The organism is Paenibacillus cellulosilyticus, assembly GCF_003182255.1.
In the GTDB taxonomy this organism is placed as follows: Bacteria; Bacillota; Bacilli; order Paenibacillales; family Paenibacillaceae; genus Paenibacillus_T; species Paenibacillus_T cellulosilyticus.
Genome location: NZ_QGTQ01000044.1, coordinates 1 through 17,120, shown reverse-complemented (window position 1 = coordinate 17,120; position 17,120 = coordinate 1). Strand labels below are relative to the sequence as shown.

The window sequence follows — 17,120 nt, the reverse complement described above, 5'->3', positions numbered from 1 at the left end:
CTTCACCTCGGTAACAGTATACACCGAACAAACGTTCTTATTCTACGTTTTTTCTCGTTCCTGCGCGCGTGCGATCAGCTTATCCAAGTACCAACGTGCCTTACGCAAGTCCTCAACGCCGTTCTTCCGCTTCCAGCGCCATACGTACTTGATGACGTTCGCTGTGCATACGGCCTCGATACCTTGCAGCTCGGTAGTTGCACTCTCGATCGCGTCGATGCATTCGACCCTACCTGCCGTGTAGTGTGCAGGCTTGTTGACGTTGTCGCTCATCACCGCAGCCTCCTAATCCCACTTGTCTGATTGCCGCCAAGCTCCTCGCGCTCTGTCGGCGTGTAGAAGCCGCCCTTCTCTTCTGGACCGGGCTGCGCAATGAATCGGTATTGCAGCCGGTTAATGGCCTGCGTCATCGCATCCACTTGGTCGTCATGTGCACCGCGCGGGAACGCCGCGCACTCCTCTACGAAGTCGCTCACCCACGCTGCGCCTTCGGGCAGGAACACATTGCCTGCTTCGATCTCAGGCGCAACGGCCGAAGCACGAGCGATCTTACCGCCTTCAGGATTGACTGGCACGAGCCCGCCAATCTTGTTCCGCAGCATCTGGATGACTGCAGGGCCGTTCGCCTTGTCCTCGACGAGCTTGAGTTTTGCACGCGGCCACTTGGCAGACAGCTGCGTGATTGCCTGCATCGTTGCATTGATGTCCATACGGGCGCGTACTTGGTCGAGCAGGTACTTGTTCGCGCCGATCCTGCCCCACACTTGTCCAACAACATAGTCGCTGCCGTCGCTGTCCTTGAATGTGCAATCCCATGACTGCACCATCTCGTCGTATGCCTTGCGAGTCGGATCGAACGTGTAATATTGCCACCAGTGGCGCTTAAGCATGGCGCCCTCTGCTGCACTCGGGCGTTGCTGGTACAATGCGTTGAATACGTAGCTGCCGACGTCGCGCCTGATCTGTGCCAAGCGCTTCGCATCAAAGCCGTATTCAGGCCATAGCGGCTCGTCTGGATCGCGACCAAGGTAATCGTCTGCTTCGGCAAGAGCTGGAAAGTTGATGACCGTCCAGCGCTCACCTTCATGGACGCCAGCTGCAATGTCCTCTTCTTCCTTCTTCAGCAGCCGGCCAACCAAGTCGTCTTCATGCCACCGTGTCATAACGACAACAATGCGACCATCAGGCGTTAGACGAGTGTACAGCGTTGACGTGTACCAGTCCCACACCTTCTGCCGCATGACTTGGCTGTTCGCTTCCTCAGCGTTCTTGATCGGGTCGTCAATGATTGCAATGCGTGCACCCTTACCAGTGATCGGACCACCGACGCCAGCAGCATTAAGCCCGCCTCTGTGCCCCTTGACGCCCCATGACTCGGCACCTTTGTTGTCTGGATCAACCTCGGTCTCGAAGACTGCCGTATTGGCTGCCAGCGTGTCACGCGCTAAACGAGAAAAGCCCCTACTCAAATCGATTGAGTAAGAGCTGATTATCATTTCATCTTCGGGATTGCGTCCGATATGCCATGCTGGGAACTTCTTCGATACGACCTCGCTCTTCCCGTGACGAGGCGGCATTGTTACGATGACTCGCCGCAGTTCGCCAGATGATACACGTTCCAGCGTATTGGTCAGCACGTCAAGGTGATTGCCTGATTTCCAGCGGCCATTGGATTCATAGCCAAGGAAGTATTTGAGGCTGTGATACGCACGAGCCTGCTGCACCGCATCAAGGCTCGGAAGTCTTTGCGATAATCCGCTCAAGGTCCTCCAGCTCCTTCGGTGACAGCTTCTTAAGGTCATGTGTCACATTGTGATTGACGTTGCCGTTGATCTCCAGCTTATCGTTAGCGAACATGCCAAGGTGACGAGCTATCGAGTCCAGCGCGCCTTTCTTGTCGTGCAACTTGAGTGCGATACCTTCCTTGGTCTGCTTGATTTCTGCAACAGCGTCCAGTTTTTTACGATCAACTGTGTCAGTCGGGAACAGCTCGACCTCGTTGTAATACTTGATCTCACCCGAAGCAGCTTCGAATGACTTCTGCTCCACCTTCAGGTAATCGGTTATGTTGCTGAATCCAATCTTCGCATATTCCTGCAGCACTCGATCAGCTGTGATCTCTGTACGCTTTCCACGTTCGTTCATCGCTTTTTCGATAGCAGCCGCTATTCTAGTTTTTCCTAGTAGCTCTGGACCAATCTTGCCAGCATTCTTAACGCTATATCCAGCACGGATGGCGGCCTGTGTGGCATTGAGGTCAATCAGATATTCGCGTACAAACTGGGCTTGCTTAGGTGTCAATGTCATCAGTACCGCCTCCGATCGATTGGAATAAAAAGAGCCGCCCTTAGCCGGGCGGCTTGATGTGTAATTCAGTCAACCTACTGTGTGGGTACAGGATGCCCACACTAAGATTTTATAACACTTTTAGTACATGTGCAACAGACTTTTACGCCTAAATGACGTATTTGTGATATAGCTATCCCTCGCCTTCAATCCGATCCAGCACATTTTGAATGATTTTTGGATCATAGTCCCAATCCCATTCACTGCCGTCTGCTATAACCATCGCATTCTCAAACGACCATACTTCGCGCAGCTCATCCAGAATCGTACGCTCAAGCCCGAGTGAACGCTGGTGCTCGTATACCACGAACAGTGCCGCATTCAAGGTTTCGCCGTATCCGTGAAGCTGAATGGTTTCCGCTTCAGCCTGCATGCCGTGTTCTGCGGGCTCGTTGGATACAATCCATCGCTGCATGATGGGGTTGAAGATAACCAGCCATGGTCCCGGATCGTCAATTTCTCGGTACTTCGGCATCCAGCCCTCCAACCGTTCAAACTTCGGTTTGCATAATACGCGTACGTTGCTGTACTCCAGTATCATCCGTTCACCTCCTCGGCCACCCGCGGTATTTTAGCCGAACGTTGTTTTGTTGCTGAGAGTGATAATCCTAACGTTTCAGCAATTTCACTTAAGCTTCGGCCTTCGATATCTCGCAAATGGGCAATCCGGATATTGACGGACTGCTGCATAACAGCCTCCATCTGCCGTAACGCGTCTCTCTTCAACGTGCACAGGTGTTGGAGTAACAAGTGCTGCGCCTTAATCTCGTCGAGTCGATCCAGTGCTTTGTCGACCTGCATCATCGGCTTTCTTCCGGGCATGAAGCAGCATTCGTACAACGTCTTGTACTCGGCTTCCAGATCGTTCGCTCGAATCTCTAAAAGCTCTGCATCGATCTTCAGGTCTCTGTATGCCGTTAATCCGTTCACTCGATCACCTCCAGCTTTATTTAAAAATGACGCGTGTCTGATCAATCAGCCGGTGCACGATCGTCATCTCTCCAGGTAAGTCCTTAACAACGAGCCAGTTGTCTGACGTCAGCCCTGCCGCTTGAATCCCCATCTTCTGCCTACGTGTTGGATTTTTACCGTGTTTCATCGCTATCACTCTCCCATGAGTATTAAGCTGCTATGCCTTCGATTCTGGCTTTAACTGCCGCCATCAATGCGTTCTGACCATCTGCTTTGCTCTCCAGTGCGGCAATGACGTCTTCGTCAATGGAACCCTCGACGACCAAGTGGTGAATAATCACACTCTTCGTTTGGCCTTGACGGTAAAGCCGTGCGTTAGCTTGCTGATACAGCTCCAAGGACCACGTAAGCCCGAACCAGACGATAACGCTCCCTCCGTCTTGAAGGTTGAGTCCATGCCCCGCTGATGCTGGATGCGCGAGAAGCAGTGGAATCTCACCTGCATTCCACGCGGCTATGTCGTCAGCTGAATCTAACGTCCGCGCTTGTGGAAACCGCTTCTTGATTCTGGACAAGTCGTGCTTGTAAGCATAGAACACCAGCACGGGATTGCCGTTCGCTGCCTCAATCAGGTCCTCTAGCTTGTTCAGTTTCACATCGTGGATCTCACGAACGCCTCGCTCTTCGTCGTACGCGGCTCCGTTCGCCATCTGCAGCAGTTTGTTTGACAACGCCGCTGCTGTGTTCGCAACGATGTCCGCGCCAACCATCGGCAATAACAAGTCGCGCTCCAGTTGCTCGTACTGATCTCTAGCTGTCTCACTCAACTGCAGCGGTATGATCCGATCAACACGCTGCGGCATCTCTAGCCAGTCCTCGGCTTTCATGCTGACGCAAATATCTGCAATCGCCTCGTGAATGCGGTCGTCTGCCTCTTTCTTCTGCTTCCACTCGTAAACGACATGGCCTTCTTTCTTGCCCGGGATGAAGTAACGGTCTCGGTAAGAACCGACTGTCTTTCCTAGACGCTCCCCCTGATCCAGAAGATAAATCTGCGCCCATAGGTCAAGTAGGCTGTTCGGTGCTGGTGTACCGGTTAGGCCTACGATTCGTTTGATCAGCGGCCGTATACGCCGCAATGCTCTGAACCGTTGTGCGTCACTGTTCTTGAAGCTGGAAAGCTCATCGACAATGACGGTATCAAACGGCCACTTCTTCCCGAGGTGTCCAACCAGCCACTGCACATTCTCACGATTGACGACGTAGATATCCGCATCCTGCAGCAATGCCTTCTCGCGTTGCTTCCGATCGCCTAGAATCTTCGAGATGCGCAGATGCTTCGTGTGATCCCACTTGCTTGATTCGCGGCTCCATGTATCCTCTGCAACCCGTAGCGGCGCGATGACCAATACCTTCACGGCCTCGAACGAATCATACAGCAACTTCTCTACAGCGGTCAGGGTGATGATCGTCTTGCCTAGCCCCATCTCCAGAAAGAGCCCGACCGCTGTCGTGTCCAGTATCCGCTCGATTGCGTACTCCTGATATTTGTGCGGCTTAAACCTCATGACCGAACACCTCTGCGATAAAGTCATCTATGCCTGCAATCGAGTCAATGCAATAGACAGGGTATCCCATCTTACGCAGTTCTTCTGCTCGCTTCACCTGAAGAGGCCTTAGTTTTTCACCAGGAGCCTTTAGCTCAACGAAGTACGTCCGCCAACCAGGACATAGCACGACGCGGTCCGGCGCACCTGCATATCCTGGAGGGATGAATTTAAACGCTTGCCCGCCATGCTTCTTTACCTCCGAACAAAACCGCTTCTCAATTGTCCGCTCTCTCATCGTTGACCTCCCGAACATCATTATTGCCGCATTGCCGATGTTGTCGCGTATACACGTATACGGGCAAAAACATGCGTTAGCATACGTAGCATGTGTTTATACGCCAGTTTTCGATATGCTATATATGCTATTTAATATTTAGCTTATATTAATAGAATTTACAGCAACATCAGAAACAAATAACTCTGAACCCTTGCTACGTCTGGTATTTTCGCGTTGCCGCTCATACTGATTTACAGCAACAAATGCGGCAACGCGGCAACACCTTTTGTTGCTGTAAAAAATACGGCAACACTTATTACAAATTACGGCAACACTTTCTCGAACGCCTTTTGAACGCCGTAAAGCTTGAATCTGGACTTCTCTGGCTGCCGATCTCTCCACCCTGGAATACGCCGAATGGTGTCACACAGGTTCCTTGCTTCCCACGGTTTCAACGCCTTAAGCGGCGACTCTAAACATTCCACCCACACCTCCGCAACACATACACGAGTCCTCGGTACGGACCCGGTTGGCTGCTTCAAATACTCACGGCGGGACCACTCATCCCTTTCATCCCAATCATCAGGCAGAGGCGTAGACAGGTACTCGGCTATTAGACCCTCACGCGGGTCATTCTCCATGTGCCGCTCCTGCATCGTCTTCGCCGCCTCATAGGCTTCTGAATCAAGCTCCAGCGCCTCTCCAGCCTTATAGAGGCTTAGCGCTTCTGCCCATACCTGACCAACGAGTTCCTCTGTAAAATGTGTAAAATGGTTCAGCTTCCGTTTTGCTGGGTCTACCGTAACAGGCCAGAAACGGCGGTTACCTGTCGTGTCCTGCAGGAAGTTGTGATTGTTCGTCGTGCCGAAGAAGACGCATTTGCGTGGGAAATCTGAAACCATGCGGTCATACGCTACCCTGTACCGATCGCTCTCCTTGGATAGGAACTGTTTGATCTCATCTACCTCGGCTTTTTTCATTGCCGCCAATTCGCCGATCTCGATGATCCACGCCCCCTGAAGATGCTCGCCCGCCTCTTTGCTGTCGAACGTCTTAAGAGAGTCACTGAACCATTGTCGCCCCATCTTCGCTAGCAGCGAGCTCTTACCAACGCCTTGCGGACCAACGAGGACGAGCATTTGGTCGAACTTGCAGCCAGGTTCATAGATCCGCTTGATCGCAGCGATGAACATTTTACGCGTAACCTCGCGCACATAAAGCGTATCTTCGGCCCCAAGGTAATCGATGAATAAACGGCCTAGGCGTTCGATGCCGTCCCACTGCTGCTCCTCCAGATACGATTTAACAGGGTGGAACGTGTTGCTGTGTACGACCTCAGTAAGGGCGTTCTTAATCGTGTCAGACGATTTAATATCGTAGTGCTTGCCAATGTAGTGCTGCAGCCGGCGGTCGTCTGCCCCAAGCCACGGTTCGTAGTCCGCCTCGGGACGCTCACGGCGGCGCCATGGGAGGTCAGAGCGAACAACCTCGGTGTTCTTGAAGGCATCATAAGCAAGCGTTCCAGCAAATACGCCGTTGGTCAAAATCAGCTCTACGTTGCGGGCATTGGCAAGGATGATCTTCGGATTCTTCTTATTGCGCTCGAGCTTCGCCATCCAGTCGATCTGTTCTTCGTCCAGATCTTCCATATCTCCGAATTCCTCTGCGACCATCTCGCGCATGACGGCGCTGTCTTTCATGGCGAAGTCAATCATCGCTTGATAAGAAGGTAGCTTCACGACGTTGGTTCTGTCTCCGACGTTGTCATCTTGATCCTTGAACTTGTGGAGCCGTACGAGGTCAAACGCGTTCACCTCGCGCCCGCTGATTGGATCTGATTCATGGTGCGAATAGGCGAATGTGTCATCGTCGTATATGACGAGTCCACCGTGCGAGCTGGAGCCTGTGAACGTGTAGCGGTCTTCTACGCTCGTAGGTTCATAGGCATCAGATAGAAAGGTCTCAATAGCTCCTGTGATGCTGTAGTGACGGCAGAATGCGCCAATGATACCGTCCTTGCTCTTCGGGTCCTCCATCTTCGCCTTAGTGCGTCGATGTGCTTCCTCACCAGGATGGCGCTCCCAGCTCGTCGGGTCCGTCCAGTCGTCGTATTGAGAGAGAATACTATCGACAGTGATCGGCTCACCGTCGGACTCTATGAAAACAGGCTTAGCATCAATAGAGCAGCTAGGGAGATACATAAGGCGGTGGACGTCGAACGTCGTCTTATCGAAATACCGCATGCTGATATTCGCTGCGAGCTTACGAGAGGATGCTGCGTATTCGTCTGGCGTCATCTCCCGATCAGCGGGAATGACAATTCTGTACTTCGGCTTATCTTCTCTATGACTGTGCGTGGAGTAGATTACGTAAGCGTAGCCGCCAAGCACAAGCTCAACCATGAAGAGGAAGTCGCTGTCGGCATGGTCAACGTCAAGGGTGTACAGGCAGCGGCTTTCGACGTTCTCTTTCTTCCTGCGGCCTCCCTGCACCAGTCCGCCGACAAAAGCCGGACCGTCCTTTAGCTTCCCTTTATTCGGTACCGACAGCTTGTCGTAATCAACCATCGTTTCGGAAGTGCGGCGCAGAGAGCGAAGGCGCTGAACCATCTCGCCCCAAGAGAGGTATTCATTTTTCCAATTCGTATCGCTTCGGTTCCGCCCGAACGCGATGGCTAATTCGACGTCTTGCATATTTTCACTTCCCCGTTTAATGTGTTAAGCCAACATCACTTCCAGATCAGCTTCACTGAAGCGATCCCTATTTTTAGCGACGCAAAGCTCTGGCAGATTCGCACGAACCAATGCTTCTGGGATGACTGGAGACACCGAGTTCCCGCACTTCGCGACCTGTTCTGCTTGAGAAAATGGCTTGCCGTTAAAGGTTGGATTGATGATGTAGGACATCGGGAATCCCTGTCCATTGTAGAGTTCACGAGGGGTCAACATCCGCATGCCGATGTCGACGATTTGGTACGGTGTTCCGTGGATCATGACGAGCCCGAACCGATCGTGCGTCGTAACCGTACCGAGAGGAGTACTTAAAGGCTGACCGACGCTGGCGCCGTAGTAGGCCATCAGGAACGCTCGAACCTCGCCGATATGATTGCCACCAGCTGTAATTGTCGGAATCGGCTCTTCTACCGAGCTGCCGATATTGTCGCCTCTGAACTTAATGAGGTTGCTTGTCACGAGCGCGTATCGGTTTGAAGTATCAAGCGTCATGATTGGACTATCCAGTGTTTGGCCCCGTGCGTCATGGCTAGCTGTCTCACTGTGATACTGAGCGAGGAGGGCGGCTACAAGCGCATGCTTCTGTCCACCTGCTACTAGGGTCCCTATCGGCTTCTGAAGATCAAGTGCGCGCGGCTGCTGGCCCTCTCGCTCGCCGTATCCCGTCTGTATGAGTGTCGGCGATATCAACATGTGCTCTGCCTTCGTTGTAATTGTTGTTATCGGCTCATCAAGCGAGTAACTCATTCGATCGCCACCGAAGCCCGTTTGCCCGATTCTCGTCAGATAAGGAGTGACGATCCCCCAGCCGTTCTTGGATGTTATTGTCTGAAGAGGCTCGCTGAGCGTTTGACCACGAAAAACATCATCAGAGCTGTGGTTTACCTTGATGATGAACGGATCGGGATTATCGAGTACAAACTTCTTCAAACCACGGGCTATACGGCGCATCGTGTTCTCAGCCAGAGGCTTCTTCCGCTCGAAGATAGACGGACAAGGAATCGACCAATCGATAATCTCAGCAGCCACTCTGTATGGCATTTTCCGTCCAGACTTGACAGCTAACGAGCCAGCCTCGGCATGTGACTCCTCCGGCCATACGATCGGCTTCCCGTCGCAACGAGCAATCATGAACAGCCGCTTGCGTGTTGTAGGAGCTCCGTAGTCACATGCCTTCAGCACCCGCCATTCAACCCGGTAGCCATGCCGCCGCAGCGCGTTGACGAAGGAGCGAAACGTCCGCCCCTTCTTCGCCTTGATCGGCCTCCCGTCAGCATCCAACGGACCCCACTCCATAAACTCTTCTACGTTCTCTAGCATAATAACACGAGGTTTCACCGTTGCCGCCCAGCGTACACCGACCCAAGCGAGGCCGCGTATACCCTTCTGACGAGGCTTACCTCCGCGCGCCTTGCTGTGATGCGTACAGTCTGGAGAAAGCCACACAAGTCCGACCTGTTGACCAGCTGCTACGTCGCGAGGATCAACGTCCCAGACACTCTCGCAGTAATGGACCGTATCCGGGTGATTAGCTTCATGCATAGCGATCGCTGCAGGATCGTGGTTAATCGCTACGTCCACGCTGCGGCCTATCGCCATCTCTATACCCGTCGAGGCACCGCCACCGCCTGCGAAGTTATCGACCACAAGCTCTCGAAGTTGCTGCATACTGTACCTCCATTTTCTTCCGTATTCACGCCAATTCTTCGTTCTCTCGCGCTTCCACCAATGCAACTTTGCCATTTTCGTCATAAACGTCAAATAATTCTCCGCAGTAATGAAACGTGCTTTTTCTTAACTGCAAGATTCTCTTGAGCGTTTTACACCTATAGAGTTTCATCCCTTGATACTTTCCCTCTGTGCCAACAAAGGCTCCTCGGTAAAAGCGAGAATAATCATGATGTTTGTATACTGCCCGGTCATCTTTTCTTAGGTAGTACATGCTTTACCCCTTCCTAAGCTCCTAAATAAACCTTACTGTCAGATGCGACATGTTCATATCGTCGATCAGGTTCAGCAAATCATCTCTGCCTTTTTCGGTTCTTACTAGCTCGCGTTCGCTTCCGTTCTCTTCTACAAGAACAGCTATGAGTTTGCTTTTACTTCCATTTTCATAGACTAGAATTTTCATTTACACAGGTCCTCCATAACCAGTCTGCATACCTCATCGTGTGATTCTGTGGCATACAGTTGATCACCCGATCCTGTAACAAATTGAATTAGCGTGCCGCGGCTCTCGCCATCAGCCTTAAACCTAATATGCTCATGACGAAGATAAACTGATGTTCCTTGCTGGGTCGTCACCTTGATCATTGGCTTCCGCTCCTTCGCTACTAATTGAGATAGCTGTCATCGTCGTCCAGTTCGATTGAAGCGAAGATGGTTTCGAAACGCTGTTCAATTCGCCGCAAGTCTTCCAGCAGCTCCCGCAGATCCGTTGCTGTAGACTGCATCAGCTTCAATTTGACCATACGCTTCAACGCGGAACTAATGTTAGAGTAATAGCCGATTGTCTTAAATGACTCAATGCCCGTTTCGTTGTTGACCTTGCCTGTATATTCACGAATGATGAACTGCATCGAGTCTGATTCAAGATAAATGTTTTCTTCGATTTGGACCTTCATCGCGCACCGTCCTTTCGAATTGATCGTTACCCGCAACTACCATTCAGAACGCAAGGGTTCACAGATAGAGCGATGACAGCTGGTAGGTTATCAGAGCCTTTATCGAAACCCGTAAGGTCAACCCCGAGCTCCTCCAGACGGCTGAATGCCTTATCGCCATTGTGCGAAGAATCGATGATTGCCGTAAGTTCAGTCCGTAGATCAGTAACATCGCGATATTCTTTGACTTTTTCAGTAAGCTCCAACGCAATCGATGGAATCAACTCTTCCACCTCCGGCATTGTTACCTCCGTCTGGAAGTCGAATAGGTTCATCAGTACAAGACGTACCTGTCTGTTTGCAAGGTCTTCCCGAACTCCTATTACATGGCTATCTAGGTCACGAACGATCGACTTGATTGACCAGTTGTTAAACCTTTTATGTTTTTCAGCAGCTTCGAGTAAACGGTCATGCAGACGTTGAGCTTCTCTTTCAAGTAATGCGAGATCGTCATAAACTTGAAGCACCACAGGCTTAACGACCGCTTCCACGATTAATGTTGCCGATTGACGAATTTCCTTTTTCCGTGAATCTGCTTTGTTTTGAACGAAATCACGCAGTTCGCTTTTTTTATTCTCATATCTGAACACCCTCTCGAATTAATCTGCTTTCTTATAGAAGGTCGACTCGAAACCGTCTGCCCGAAGCGGAAGCCCCGGCGCCCAGTCAATTGACCGTCCCATGATCTCGCATACCTCATCTAGTGAGGAGAAATCCTCACGCTCATCGATGATGACCTCATCGTGCACATGCATGATCGTCTGGAAGCCATGGGCATCCAATCGAAGAAGTGAGACCGCTAGACAGTCCCTTGCAACGGCTTGAACGATGTTCTCCACAAGCTTGCCGCCGTACGTCCGAAGCCGCGACCAGTTCTTCTTATCGTCAACGCCTTCATAGCTCAGCTGCTTCTTACCGTAGTTGCCGTTCTCCAGTTTCGGCCTGAAGTACGCCAGCCGGCGACCGGAAGGCAGTTGGCAGAACAGAGTATTGGGCGAATAGATGAAGGCGATGCCGTGTTGAAGCTTTACCGTTCGCTTCTCTTCCATCGCTGTGATTGCCGCATCGCCAACGTCATACCAGAACTTCTTGATTGCCGGATTCGCTGCGCGCCATGCGTCGACCAGCGGCTGCAGCTCCTCTTCTTGAAGCCCCTTCTCCAGAGCGCCCATGTTAATGAGCGCATTCGGTCCGCCTTGATAACCTAACGCCAGCTCTGCGACTTTGCCGCGCTGCCGATCGGCCTTCGATACCATTTCAATCGGAATGCCGAACATCTGCGCCGCAGAGGCTTCATATATCTTGCCGTGGCTGCTGAATACGTCGAGCCGCCATTTCTCTCCAGCCAGCCACGCGATAACGCGGGCTTCGATAGCCGAGAAGTCAGCAACAATGAAGCGTCTACCAGGCGAAGGGATGAATGTTGTGCGGATCAGCTGAGAGAGTACATCGGGCACACTCTCGAATAGCATTTCGAGCAACTCATAGTTCCCAGAGCGCAGCACGTCGCGGGCGAGGTCGATGTCATTAAGATAGTTTTTGGGAAGGTTCTGAACTTGCACGAGACGTCCTGCCCATCGGCCAGTTCGGTTAGCCCCGTAGAATTGTAGGAGCCCACGAACACGTTCGTCACTACAGATAGCTCGCTGCATGGCTTGGTATTTCTTAACCGATGTTTTGGATAGCTCCTGCCGCAGCTCCAGCACACGCTTAGCGTCATCGCTGCCAACTTGATCCAGAAGAACAGGCACCGTGTCCTTCGTAAGGCTATCGACTTCGATACCTTCTTCCTCTAGCAGCCACGCCTTAATTTGTGCACCGCTGTTCGGGTTGTTCAGCCCGGTCAGCTCCGTTGCTTCAAGCAAGAGCTTCTCCTTGTGCTGCTGATCGCAAGTGATAGCATGTTGCACCATGTCTGGGTCAAGTCGAACGCCGCGATCATTAATCCGCTGATCGAGTGCCCACAGCGCATTCTCACTGTCAGGAACAGGGTACTGACTAAGCGCCTTGCTTACATCGCGTTCGACGACTACGTCCTGTACGTTATACGCCTTATAGTCCTCCCACTTCTCGGGAGCGTGGTGTGGGTGATTCCGTGTGCGGCCTCCGTTGGCCTTGGTAGGCTTGCACGGGACGCTGAAGAACTTAATCAGGTTCTTACCTGCTGCATCCTTCTGCGCCTCCAGATTAAGCACCTTAGCGACGCCTTCTAGATAACCTGGTAAGCCAAGATAGAGCGCGTGAACGGCTGTGCAGCGCCATTGTTCAGGCGGCATCGGCATGCCGAAATGCTTCGCCAAACAGGTCCGTTCAAACGCTGCATTGAATGCTTGCTTGAGGATTAAAGGAGTAGAGAGCGCCGAAACCACCTCTTCCGGAATCTCCTCGAAGTCGGTTAAGTCAATGACGCGAACCGGATCATCACCGAATGCGTAGCCGAACAACAGTACTTCGAAATCAGGTGAATCGACATAGGCGTAAACCCCTGATTTCTCAAGGTCGACAGAGGAATAGGTTTCAATATCGATGCGAAGAACGGTCATTTCGAATCACCTGCAAGGAGCTGAGGATATTCGTATATGTTACCTATCACCACAAACTCTTCCAGTCCTTCATCAATCGGTTCGGAAATGCCGTCAGAAATTCCGCGTTTATTCGGGTTAACGAGATGCTTCGTCATATAAAAAGCAGCACCGCAGTCAATCCACTCAATGACGCCGTGGTAGTTGTATTGTCCGTCGTCCTGAAATGGGTAAGACTCCGCAGTAAGGATGTCGCCTTCGTAAATCTCCTTGCCGTTCTTGTCCTTCATGCCGGTGTATTGCATAAGCTCAAAACGTTTTACCTGCGGCTCCCCGGGTTTTCCTGTCATTTTGTCGAGGTGTCCACCATAGGCAACATCCCCATAGAAGTCGGAGTCTTTATCGTGAACATCAACACCTGAAAGGTGCGTCAGGACATTCGAAAGCTTATGCCACTCCAGTTTGTGGACTGGAAACATCGCATTTGCCTTTCTGTCATAAGCCCGAAATTTGATCTCTCTCATAGCAGCTTACCCCCATGTCTACGTGGCCGACTTTGGTTGTAAGCCGTCTTCATAGCAATAACGTTCTCCAGATCGATCTTGAAATGACCGCAAATATCGAACACACGGATTACAACATCCGCCAGCTCCACAGGCACGCCGCACGGCTTCACACCTTCGGTGTATACCTCTTTAATACCGTGGCCGTTACGGTATTCTTCCAAAGCCTCCGACAGCTCGGAATGAATTAGAGCGATAGAATCGCCGAAGCTTATTGGCTCCTCATACCAGCCTTTATCTACCGCCGTTTGATGCGCTGCCTTGACCAGATCGCTGATTGTGGTTTGCATTTGTACTTCCTCCCCTGTAACTAAATTCTGCTATTCGAACTCTACGCGGATCGCATTCGCCACAATAATTACGGCTACGGCCTGTGTCTACAAATCCGAGCTGACACAGCTTACACGTTTTGATCTTCACAGCCGCACCTCCTTATATAGGAAAGGGACCTGATTACCGAATCCCTTTCACCGAGCTATTAGTTCAAGAAATCTTCTTCGCCATCAAAGTCGTCCTCGAATTCCACATCCGAGAAGTCATCGTTCAGGCTGCTGCGACCGCCAAGGAAATCGCCGTCCTGTACTTTCACGAGATTGTTCAACCCAGCAGCGACACCGCGATTACCTTTTGCATCGAATGCGTAGAAGTTAAGCGACACCTTCGCATAGCAGCCAGAGTATACTTCCGTCGTATCCGTAATCTCAGCGAATTTGGTCTTGCCTGCCGCATCCTTACCGATAGGCTTCGCAATACCTGGTTTGTTCTTGCTGGATGCGTTCAGGAAGTAATGCCCCTTGTATGCTTCATCATCCGGACGCTCCTCGTCACCATCACGAAGCGGTGTCTTGCAGTTAGCAGGGATCTTGCCGCCCCATTTTCCTTTGCCTGCTTCCTTCGCAGCGTTAACAGCTGCTTGAATCCGACGAAGCGTTTCCTTATCCGTCTTAGGGATAAGAATCGCCGTGCTGTACTTCTCATCGCCGCCATCTACTGCTTGCGGTTGGAATACGTGAGTATAAGACAAGCGTACTTTCCCTGTTACTACCTTGGTATCTGCGTTCGTAATAGCCATTTGGACATTCTCCTTTGGTTTATTGGATTGGTGTTGGTGTCCCGAAGACCATCTTCCAGATGTCATTCGGTCAATGTAATAATCCGCAATATCTCCCATAAGCTAAGATCCAATGTCAACAGCTGATTGGCTGTCCTCGAACTCTTCGCCGCCGAAATCACTGTCGATGCTAGCAAGACTATTCAGCTCTGGCCGTTTGTCGGACTCTTCAACGAGCGTCGGCTTGCCTGTCGGTTTAACTACCAACTCACCAAGCAGCTCGGTAAACTTCTTCTTGCCGATTGCCTTCTCCATTGCGGTAATGCCGAGAATCGACTTAGGTTCGTAGATCAAAGCCGCATAACCGTCCTGCTCCAGCAGCTTGCTTTCAACGGCTTCCTTACTGCTGTAAACACGGTTGCTCTTCCCTTCAACAAGCTTCCAGCCAGGGTATTTAACTCCATTCTTCTCAGCCTGCTCAAGCATGTGGTCCTTCACGTCGCTCGCCCAACTGGCTAGATCGTCGATCTTACCCCGAATGTCTGCAAGCTCTTCAATAGACAGCAACCGAGCCTCGCGGAACTCGTATTCCATCAGCTTGAGATTCATTTCAGCACGAGCGCGGCACTGGCTACGAGCCTTACAGAACTTACAATGCTCGCCTGCGACCGTCTTGCCTTTACCAGACAACGCCAGCTTAGCGCCCGGCTTCACAGTCTTATCAGCCCATTCCAGCAGCTCATCCGCTGATAGCTCTTCGGTCGAAATGTCATCGAGTCGAGGCTGGACAATCGTCATGCGAACACTGTGGATGTCGTACAAGAATCCGAATCCGTTGATCGCTCCCAGCCCATACAGCCGCAGTTGAGGGTTGCCGATCGCGGAGACCGGCACACCCTTACCGTATTTCAAGTCGATGACTTCAAGCGAACCGTCTGCGATGATGACCACGTCACCAGTACCGAATCCCTCCGGAACCCACGGCGAGAAGTCGAGCCGTTCTTCAAACAGAACCGTTGCGTCTGGCGTCTTTGCACGGGCAGTGTTGATCCGCTCAATGACTACGTCGATATATGTCTGGATGTAATCTTCCATCTCTTGCGAGTAGAAACCATTTGTTTGAACAGCCGCTAAACGTTCGACATGCTGCTCCTTGGTTATATGTCCAGCCCACAGGGCCAGATGAAGCTCGGATAGCTCGTGCGCGAATGTTCCTTCGTCACTGTGAGTGCTGCTACTGTCGACGTTCGAAAACATCTGCTCGAGCGATACACTACCAGGACAGCTGAGCCAGCGTTTAGAACCAGACGCTGATAGCTTAGCGTGCGCTCTTGTCGAAGGGGCCTGTTGAGCCAAATGCCTCTCCGCCTTTCCCTTTCGGACTTCTCATGTCATTGATCATGCAACGGAGTGAGCAATACAGGTCGTGACCTTTCTTCCATACGACTTGCCCCACCTCCAGCGGCTTCTCGCAGGCGTCGTGTTCGCATTCACCGACGACGATAGGCTCGTGTAATTCGGCTTGCATTAAGCGGCTGCCTTCTCGAGCTTTTCAAGCTCTTGGAAGAAGTCCGAGCGTTTATCTTCTGGCACCGTGCTGATGTTCGCGACACCAAACTTCGTCAGCAGCGCCTTAACCTGGGCTTGTTTCCCTGACTGTGCAACAGCCGTTGCCTTCGCCCTAAGAGCTTCAATCGTCACTGACAGCTCATCGCTTCCTGTAGCGCCCGCCTGCTCTTTCTCAGGCTCTGGCTCTGGCTCAGGTTCTTGTTGCTTGGCTTGCGGTTCTTCTGGTTCCGCAACAGCAGTAGTCGTTGTTTCAGCAACAGCCGTTTCAGTGCGAGCTGTGCGCTGTCTGCGCGTTGTCGTTTTAGTGTCCGTCGACTCTTGTTCAGGAGCAGCTACAACAGTTGAAACAGAATTGATCGTGAGCGCACCATTGAAGAACGTTGCAAGCGCCGCAAGCTGTTGAACCGTTTCTGCTGCATTTTCACCAGAGATTTGAATGCTAATTGACATATGAATCCCTCCGTAACATGTATTTGGTTAAACTTGAATGCCTGTGATTTCTTCAAATACAGCAGCATCAAAATTCGGCATCGATTGAATGCAAATCTTTTGATCGTTGTCTAACGAATTCCAGAGATTCGACCAAGCCTGCTTGTATTCAATCTTGTTGCCTTCATCATCCACAACAGAGAGTCGGCGGCAGAGATAATAGGCACGACTGCTGGTGAAATCCTCGCGAGTGATTGGGCTAGGCTTATTAAAGAGTAAGAATTCAGGCTCTACAGAACAGAACGAGCCACTAGAATAATTGCAGCTATTGAAATCGCCCGCGTTGTAGTGGCCCGCGTTGTAGTGGCCCGCGTTGTAGTGGCCCGCGTTGCGGTTGCCCGCGTTGTAGTGGCCCGCGTTGTAGTGGCCCGCGTTGTAGTGGCCCGCGTTGTAGTGGCCCGCGTTGTAGTGGCCCGCGTTGTAGTGGCCCGCGTTGTAGTGGCCCG

At 51.7% G+C, this 17,120-nt stretch carries 20 protein-coding genes and 1 pseudogene; all 21 read right to left on the bottom strand.

From position 1 onward, the window contains the following. Positions 1–42 precede the first annotated feature (42 nt). Positions 43–273, bottom strand: a complete 231-nt coding sequence (locus DFQ01_RS29120; protein WP_110047448.1) for a DUF3310 domain-containing protein — start codon at positions 271–273, stop codon at positions 43–45. Then, positions 273–1,763, bottom strand: coding sequence for a phage terminase large subunit (terL, locus tag DFQ01_RS29115; protein ID WP_174812456.1), 1,491 nt, complete (start codon positions 1,761–1,763; stop codon positions 273–275). The genes DFQ01_RS29120 and terL overlap by 1 nt, the downstream gene beginning before the upstream one ends. Further along, a complete protein-coding gene (locus tag DFQ01_RS29110; RefSeq protein ID WP_110047446.1) occupies positions 1,729–2,307 on the bottom strand; it encodes a terminase small subunit in 579 nt (192 codons plus the stop codon). The genes terL and DFQ01_RS29110 overlap by 35 nt, the downstream gene beginning before the upstream one ends. Positions 2,308–2,479: 172 nt before the next feature. Continuing rightward, positions 2,480–2,887, bottom strand: a complete 408-nt coding sequence (locus DFQ01_RS29105) for a hypothetical protein (protein WP_110047445.1) — start codon at positions 2,885–2,887, stop codon at positions 2,480–2,482. Continuing rightward, entirely contained in the window at positions 2,884–3,276 is a 393-nt protein-coding gene (locus DFQ01_RS29100; RefSeq protein WP_110047444.1) for a sigma factor-like helix-turn-helix DNA-binding protein, read from the bottom strand. Before DFQ01_RS29100 ends, DFQ01_RS29105 begins: the two co-directional genes overlap by 4 nt. Before the next feature lie 16 nt (positions 3,277–3,292). Further along, on the bottom strand, positions 3,293–3,445 hold the full coding sequence (locus DFQ01_RS31290) for a DUF6906 family protein (protein WP_174812455.1): 153 nt from the start codon (positions 3,443–3,445) through the stop codon (positions 3,293–3,295). 22 nt (positions 3,446–3,467) lie between these two features. Further along, the gene (locus tag DFQ01_RS29095; protein WP_110047443.1) at positions 3,468–4,826 is read right to left on the bottom strand and encodes an SNF2-related protein; all 1,359 of its coding nucleotides are present in this window, start codon (positions 4,824–4,826) and stop codon (positions 3,468–3,470) included. Next, positions 4,816–5,103: a PDDEXK family nuclease gene (locus tag DFQ01_RS29090; RefSeq protein WP_110047442.1), complete on the bottom strand. Its 288-nt coding sequence runs from the start codon at positions 5,101–5,103 to the stop codon at positions 4,816–4,818. Before DFQ01_RS29090 ends, DFQ01_RS29095 begins: the two co-directional genes overlap by 11 nt. A 305-nt stretch (positions 5,104–5,408) precedes the next feature. Then, the gene (locus DFQ01_RS29085; protein WP_110047441.1) at positions 5,409–7,778 is read right to left on the bottom strand and encodes a virulence-associated E family protein; all 2,370 of its coding nucleotides are present in this window, start codon (positions 7,776–7,778) and stop codon (positions 5,409–5,411) included. 24 nt (positions 7,779–7,802) lie between these two features. Continuing rightward, positions 7,803–9,485 carry a DNA cytosine methyltransferase gene (locus DFQ01_RS29080; RefSeq protein WP_110047440.1) on the bottom strand — a complete coding sequence of 561 codons (1,683 nt, stop codon included), beginning with the start codon at positions 9,483–9,485 and terminating at the stop codon, positions 7,803–7,805. Positions 9,486–9,510: 25 nt separating this feature from the next. After that, complete coding sequence (locus DFQ01_RS29075; protein WP_110047439.1) at positions 9,511–9,759, bottom strand: hypothetical protein; 249 nt, start codon at positions 9,757–9,759, stop codon at positions 9,511–9,513. Between the two features lie 21 nt (positions 9,760–9,780). Continuing rightward, a complete protein-coding gene (locus DFQ01_RS31285; protein WP_174812454.1) occupies positions 9,781–9,948 on the bottom strand; it encodes a hypothetical protein in 168 nt (55 codons plus the stop codon). A gap of 202 nt (positions 9,949–10,150) precedes the next feature. Next, positions 10,151–10,441, bottom strand: a complete 291-nt coding sequence (locus DFQ01_RS29065) for a hypothetical protein (protein WP_110047437.1) — start codon at positions 10,439–10,441, stop codon at positions 10,151–10,153. 26 nt (positions 10,442–10,467) lie between these two features. Next, positions 10,468–11,070: a hypothetical protein gene (locus tag DFQ01_RS29060; protein ID WP_110047436.1), complete on the bottom strand. Its 603-nt coding sequence runs from the start codon at positions 11,068–11,070 to the stop codon at positions 10,468–10,470. A 9-nt stretch (positions 11,071–11,079) separates the two neighbouring features. Next, a complete protein-coding gene (locus DFQ01_RS29055) occupies positions 11,080–13,023 on the bottom strand; it encodes a DNA polymerase (RefSeq protein ID WP_110047435.1) in 1,944 nt (647 codons plus the stop codon). Further along, positions 13,020–13,526, bottom strand: a complete 507-nt coding sequence (locus tag DFQ01_RS29050; RefSeq protein WP_146216939.1) for a YopX family protein — start codon at positions 13,524–13,526, stop codon at positions 13,020–13,022. The genes DFQ01_RS29055 and DFQ01_RS29050 overlap by 4 nt, the downstream gene beginning before the upstream one ends. Then, complete coding sequence (locus DFQ01_RS29045) at positions 13,523–13,855, bottom strand: nucleoside triphosphate pyrophosphohydrolase family protein (RefSeq protein WP_110047434.1); 333 nt, start codon at positions 13,853–13,855, stop codon at positions 13,523–13,525. The genes DFQ01_RS29050 and DFQ01_RS29045 overlap by 4 nt, the downstream gene beginning before the upstream one ends. 188 nt (positions 13,856–14,043) lie before the next feature. After that, positions 14,044–14,637 carry a DUF2815 family protein gene (locus DFQ01_RS29040; RefSeq protein WP_110047433.1) on the bottom strand — a complete coding sequence of 198 codons (594 nt, stop codon included), beginning with the start codon at positions 14,635–14,637 and terminating at the stop codon, positions 14,044–14,046. A gap of 102 nt (positions 14,638–14,739) precedes the next feature. Continuing rightward, entirely contained in the window at positions 14,740–15,972 is a 1,233-nt protein-coding gene (locus DFQ01_RS29035) for a DUF2800 domain-containing protein (protein WP_110047432.1), read from the bottom strand. Between the two features lie 171 nt (positions 15,973–16,143). Then, positions 16,144–16,635 (bottom strand): hypothetical protein, encoded by a 492-nt coding sequence (locus DFQ01_RS29025; protein ID WP_110047430.1) that lies wholly within the window; start codon positions 16,633–16,635, stop codon positions 16,144–16,146. 27 nt (positions 16,636–16,662) lie between these two features. Further along, positions 16,663–17,120: pseudogene (locus DFQ01_RS29020) on the bottom strand (hypothetical protein); the annotation flags it as partial.

Excerpts from the sequence above, each read along its gene's own strand:
- DFQ01_RS29085 (WP_110047441.1), bottom strand. The coding sequence starts at position 7,778 with ATGCAAGACGTCGAATTAGCCATCGCGTTCGGGCGGAACCGAAGCGAT.
- DFQ01_RS29075 (WP_110047439.1), bottom strand. The coding sequence starts at position 9,759 with ATGTACTACCTAAGAAAAGATGACCGGGCAGTATACAAACATCATGAT.
- DFQ01_RS29095 (WP_110047443.1), bottom strand. The coding sequence starts at position 4,826 with ATGAGGTTTAAGCCGCACAAATATCAGGAGTACGCAATCGAGCGGATA.
- DFQ01_RS29045 (WP_110047434.1), bottom strand. The coding sequence starts at position 13,855 with ATGCAAACCACAATCAGCGATCTGGTCAAGGCAGCGCATCAAACGGCG.
- DFQ01_RS29065 (WP_110047437.1), bottom strand. The coding sequence starts at position 10,441 with ATGAAGGTCCAAATCGAAGAAAACATTTATCTTGAATCAGACTCGATG.
- DFQ01_RS29055 (WP_110047435.1), bottom strand. The coding sequence starts at position 13,023 with ATGACCGTTCTTCGCATCGATATTGAAACCTATTCCTCTGTCGACCTT.
- DFQ01_RS29080 (WP_110047440.1), bottom strand. The coding sequence starts at position 9,485 with ATGCAGCAACTTCGAGAGCTTGTGGTCGATAACTTCGCAGGCGGTGGC.
- DFQ01_RS29105 (WP_110047445.1), bottom strand. The coding sequence starts at position 2,887 with ATGATACTGGAGTACAGCAACGTACGCGTATTATGCAAACCGAAGTTT.
- DFQ01_RS31290 (WP_174812455.1), bottom strand. The coding sequence starts at position 3,445 with ATGAAACACGGTAAAAATCCAACACGTAGGCAGAAGATGGGGATTCAA.
- DFQ01_RS31285 (WP_174812454.1), bottom strand. The coding sequence starts at position 9,948 with ATGAAAATTCTAGTCTATGAAAATGGAAGTAAAAGCAAACTCATAGCT.
- DFQ01_RS29090 (WP_110047442.1), bottom strand. The coding sequence starts at position 5,103 with ATGAGAGAGCGGACAATTGAGAAGCGGTTTTGTTCGGAGGTAAAGAAG.
- DFQ01_RS29040 (WP_110047433.1), bottom strand. The coding sequence starts at position 14,637 with ATGGCTATTACGAACGCAGATACCAAGGTAGTAACAGGGAAAGTACGC.
- DFQ01_RS29120 (WP_110047448.1), bottom strand. The coding sequence starts at position 273 with ATGAGCGACAACGTCAACAAGCCTGCACACTACACGGCAGGTAGGGTC.
- DFQ01_RS29110 (WP_110047446.1), bottom strand. The coding sequence starts at position 2,307 with ATGACATTGACACCTAAGCAAGCCCAGTTTGTACGCGAATATCTGATT.
- DFQ01_RS29025 (WP_110047430.1), bottom strand. The coding sequence starts at position 16,635 with ATGTCAATTAGCATTCAAATCTCTGGTGAAAATGCAGCAGAAACGGTT.
- DFQ01_RS29050 (WP_146216939.1), bottom strand. The coding sequence starts at position 13,526 with ATGAGAGAGATCAAATTTCGGGCTTATGACAGAAAGGCAAATGCGATG.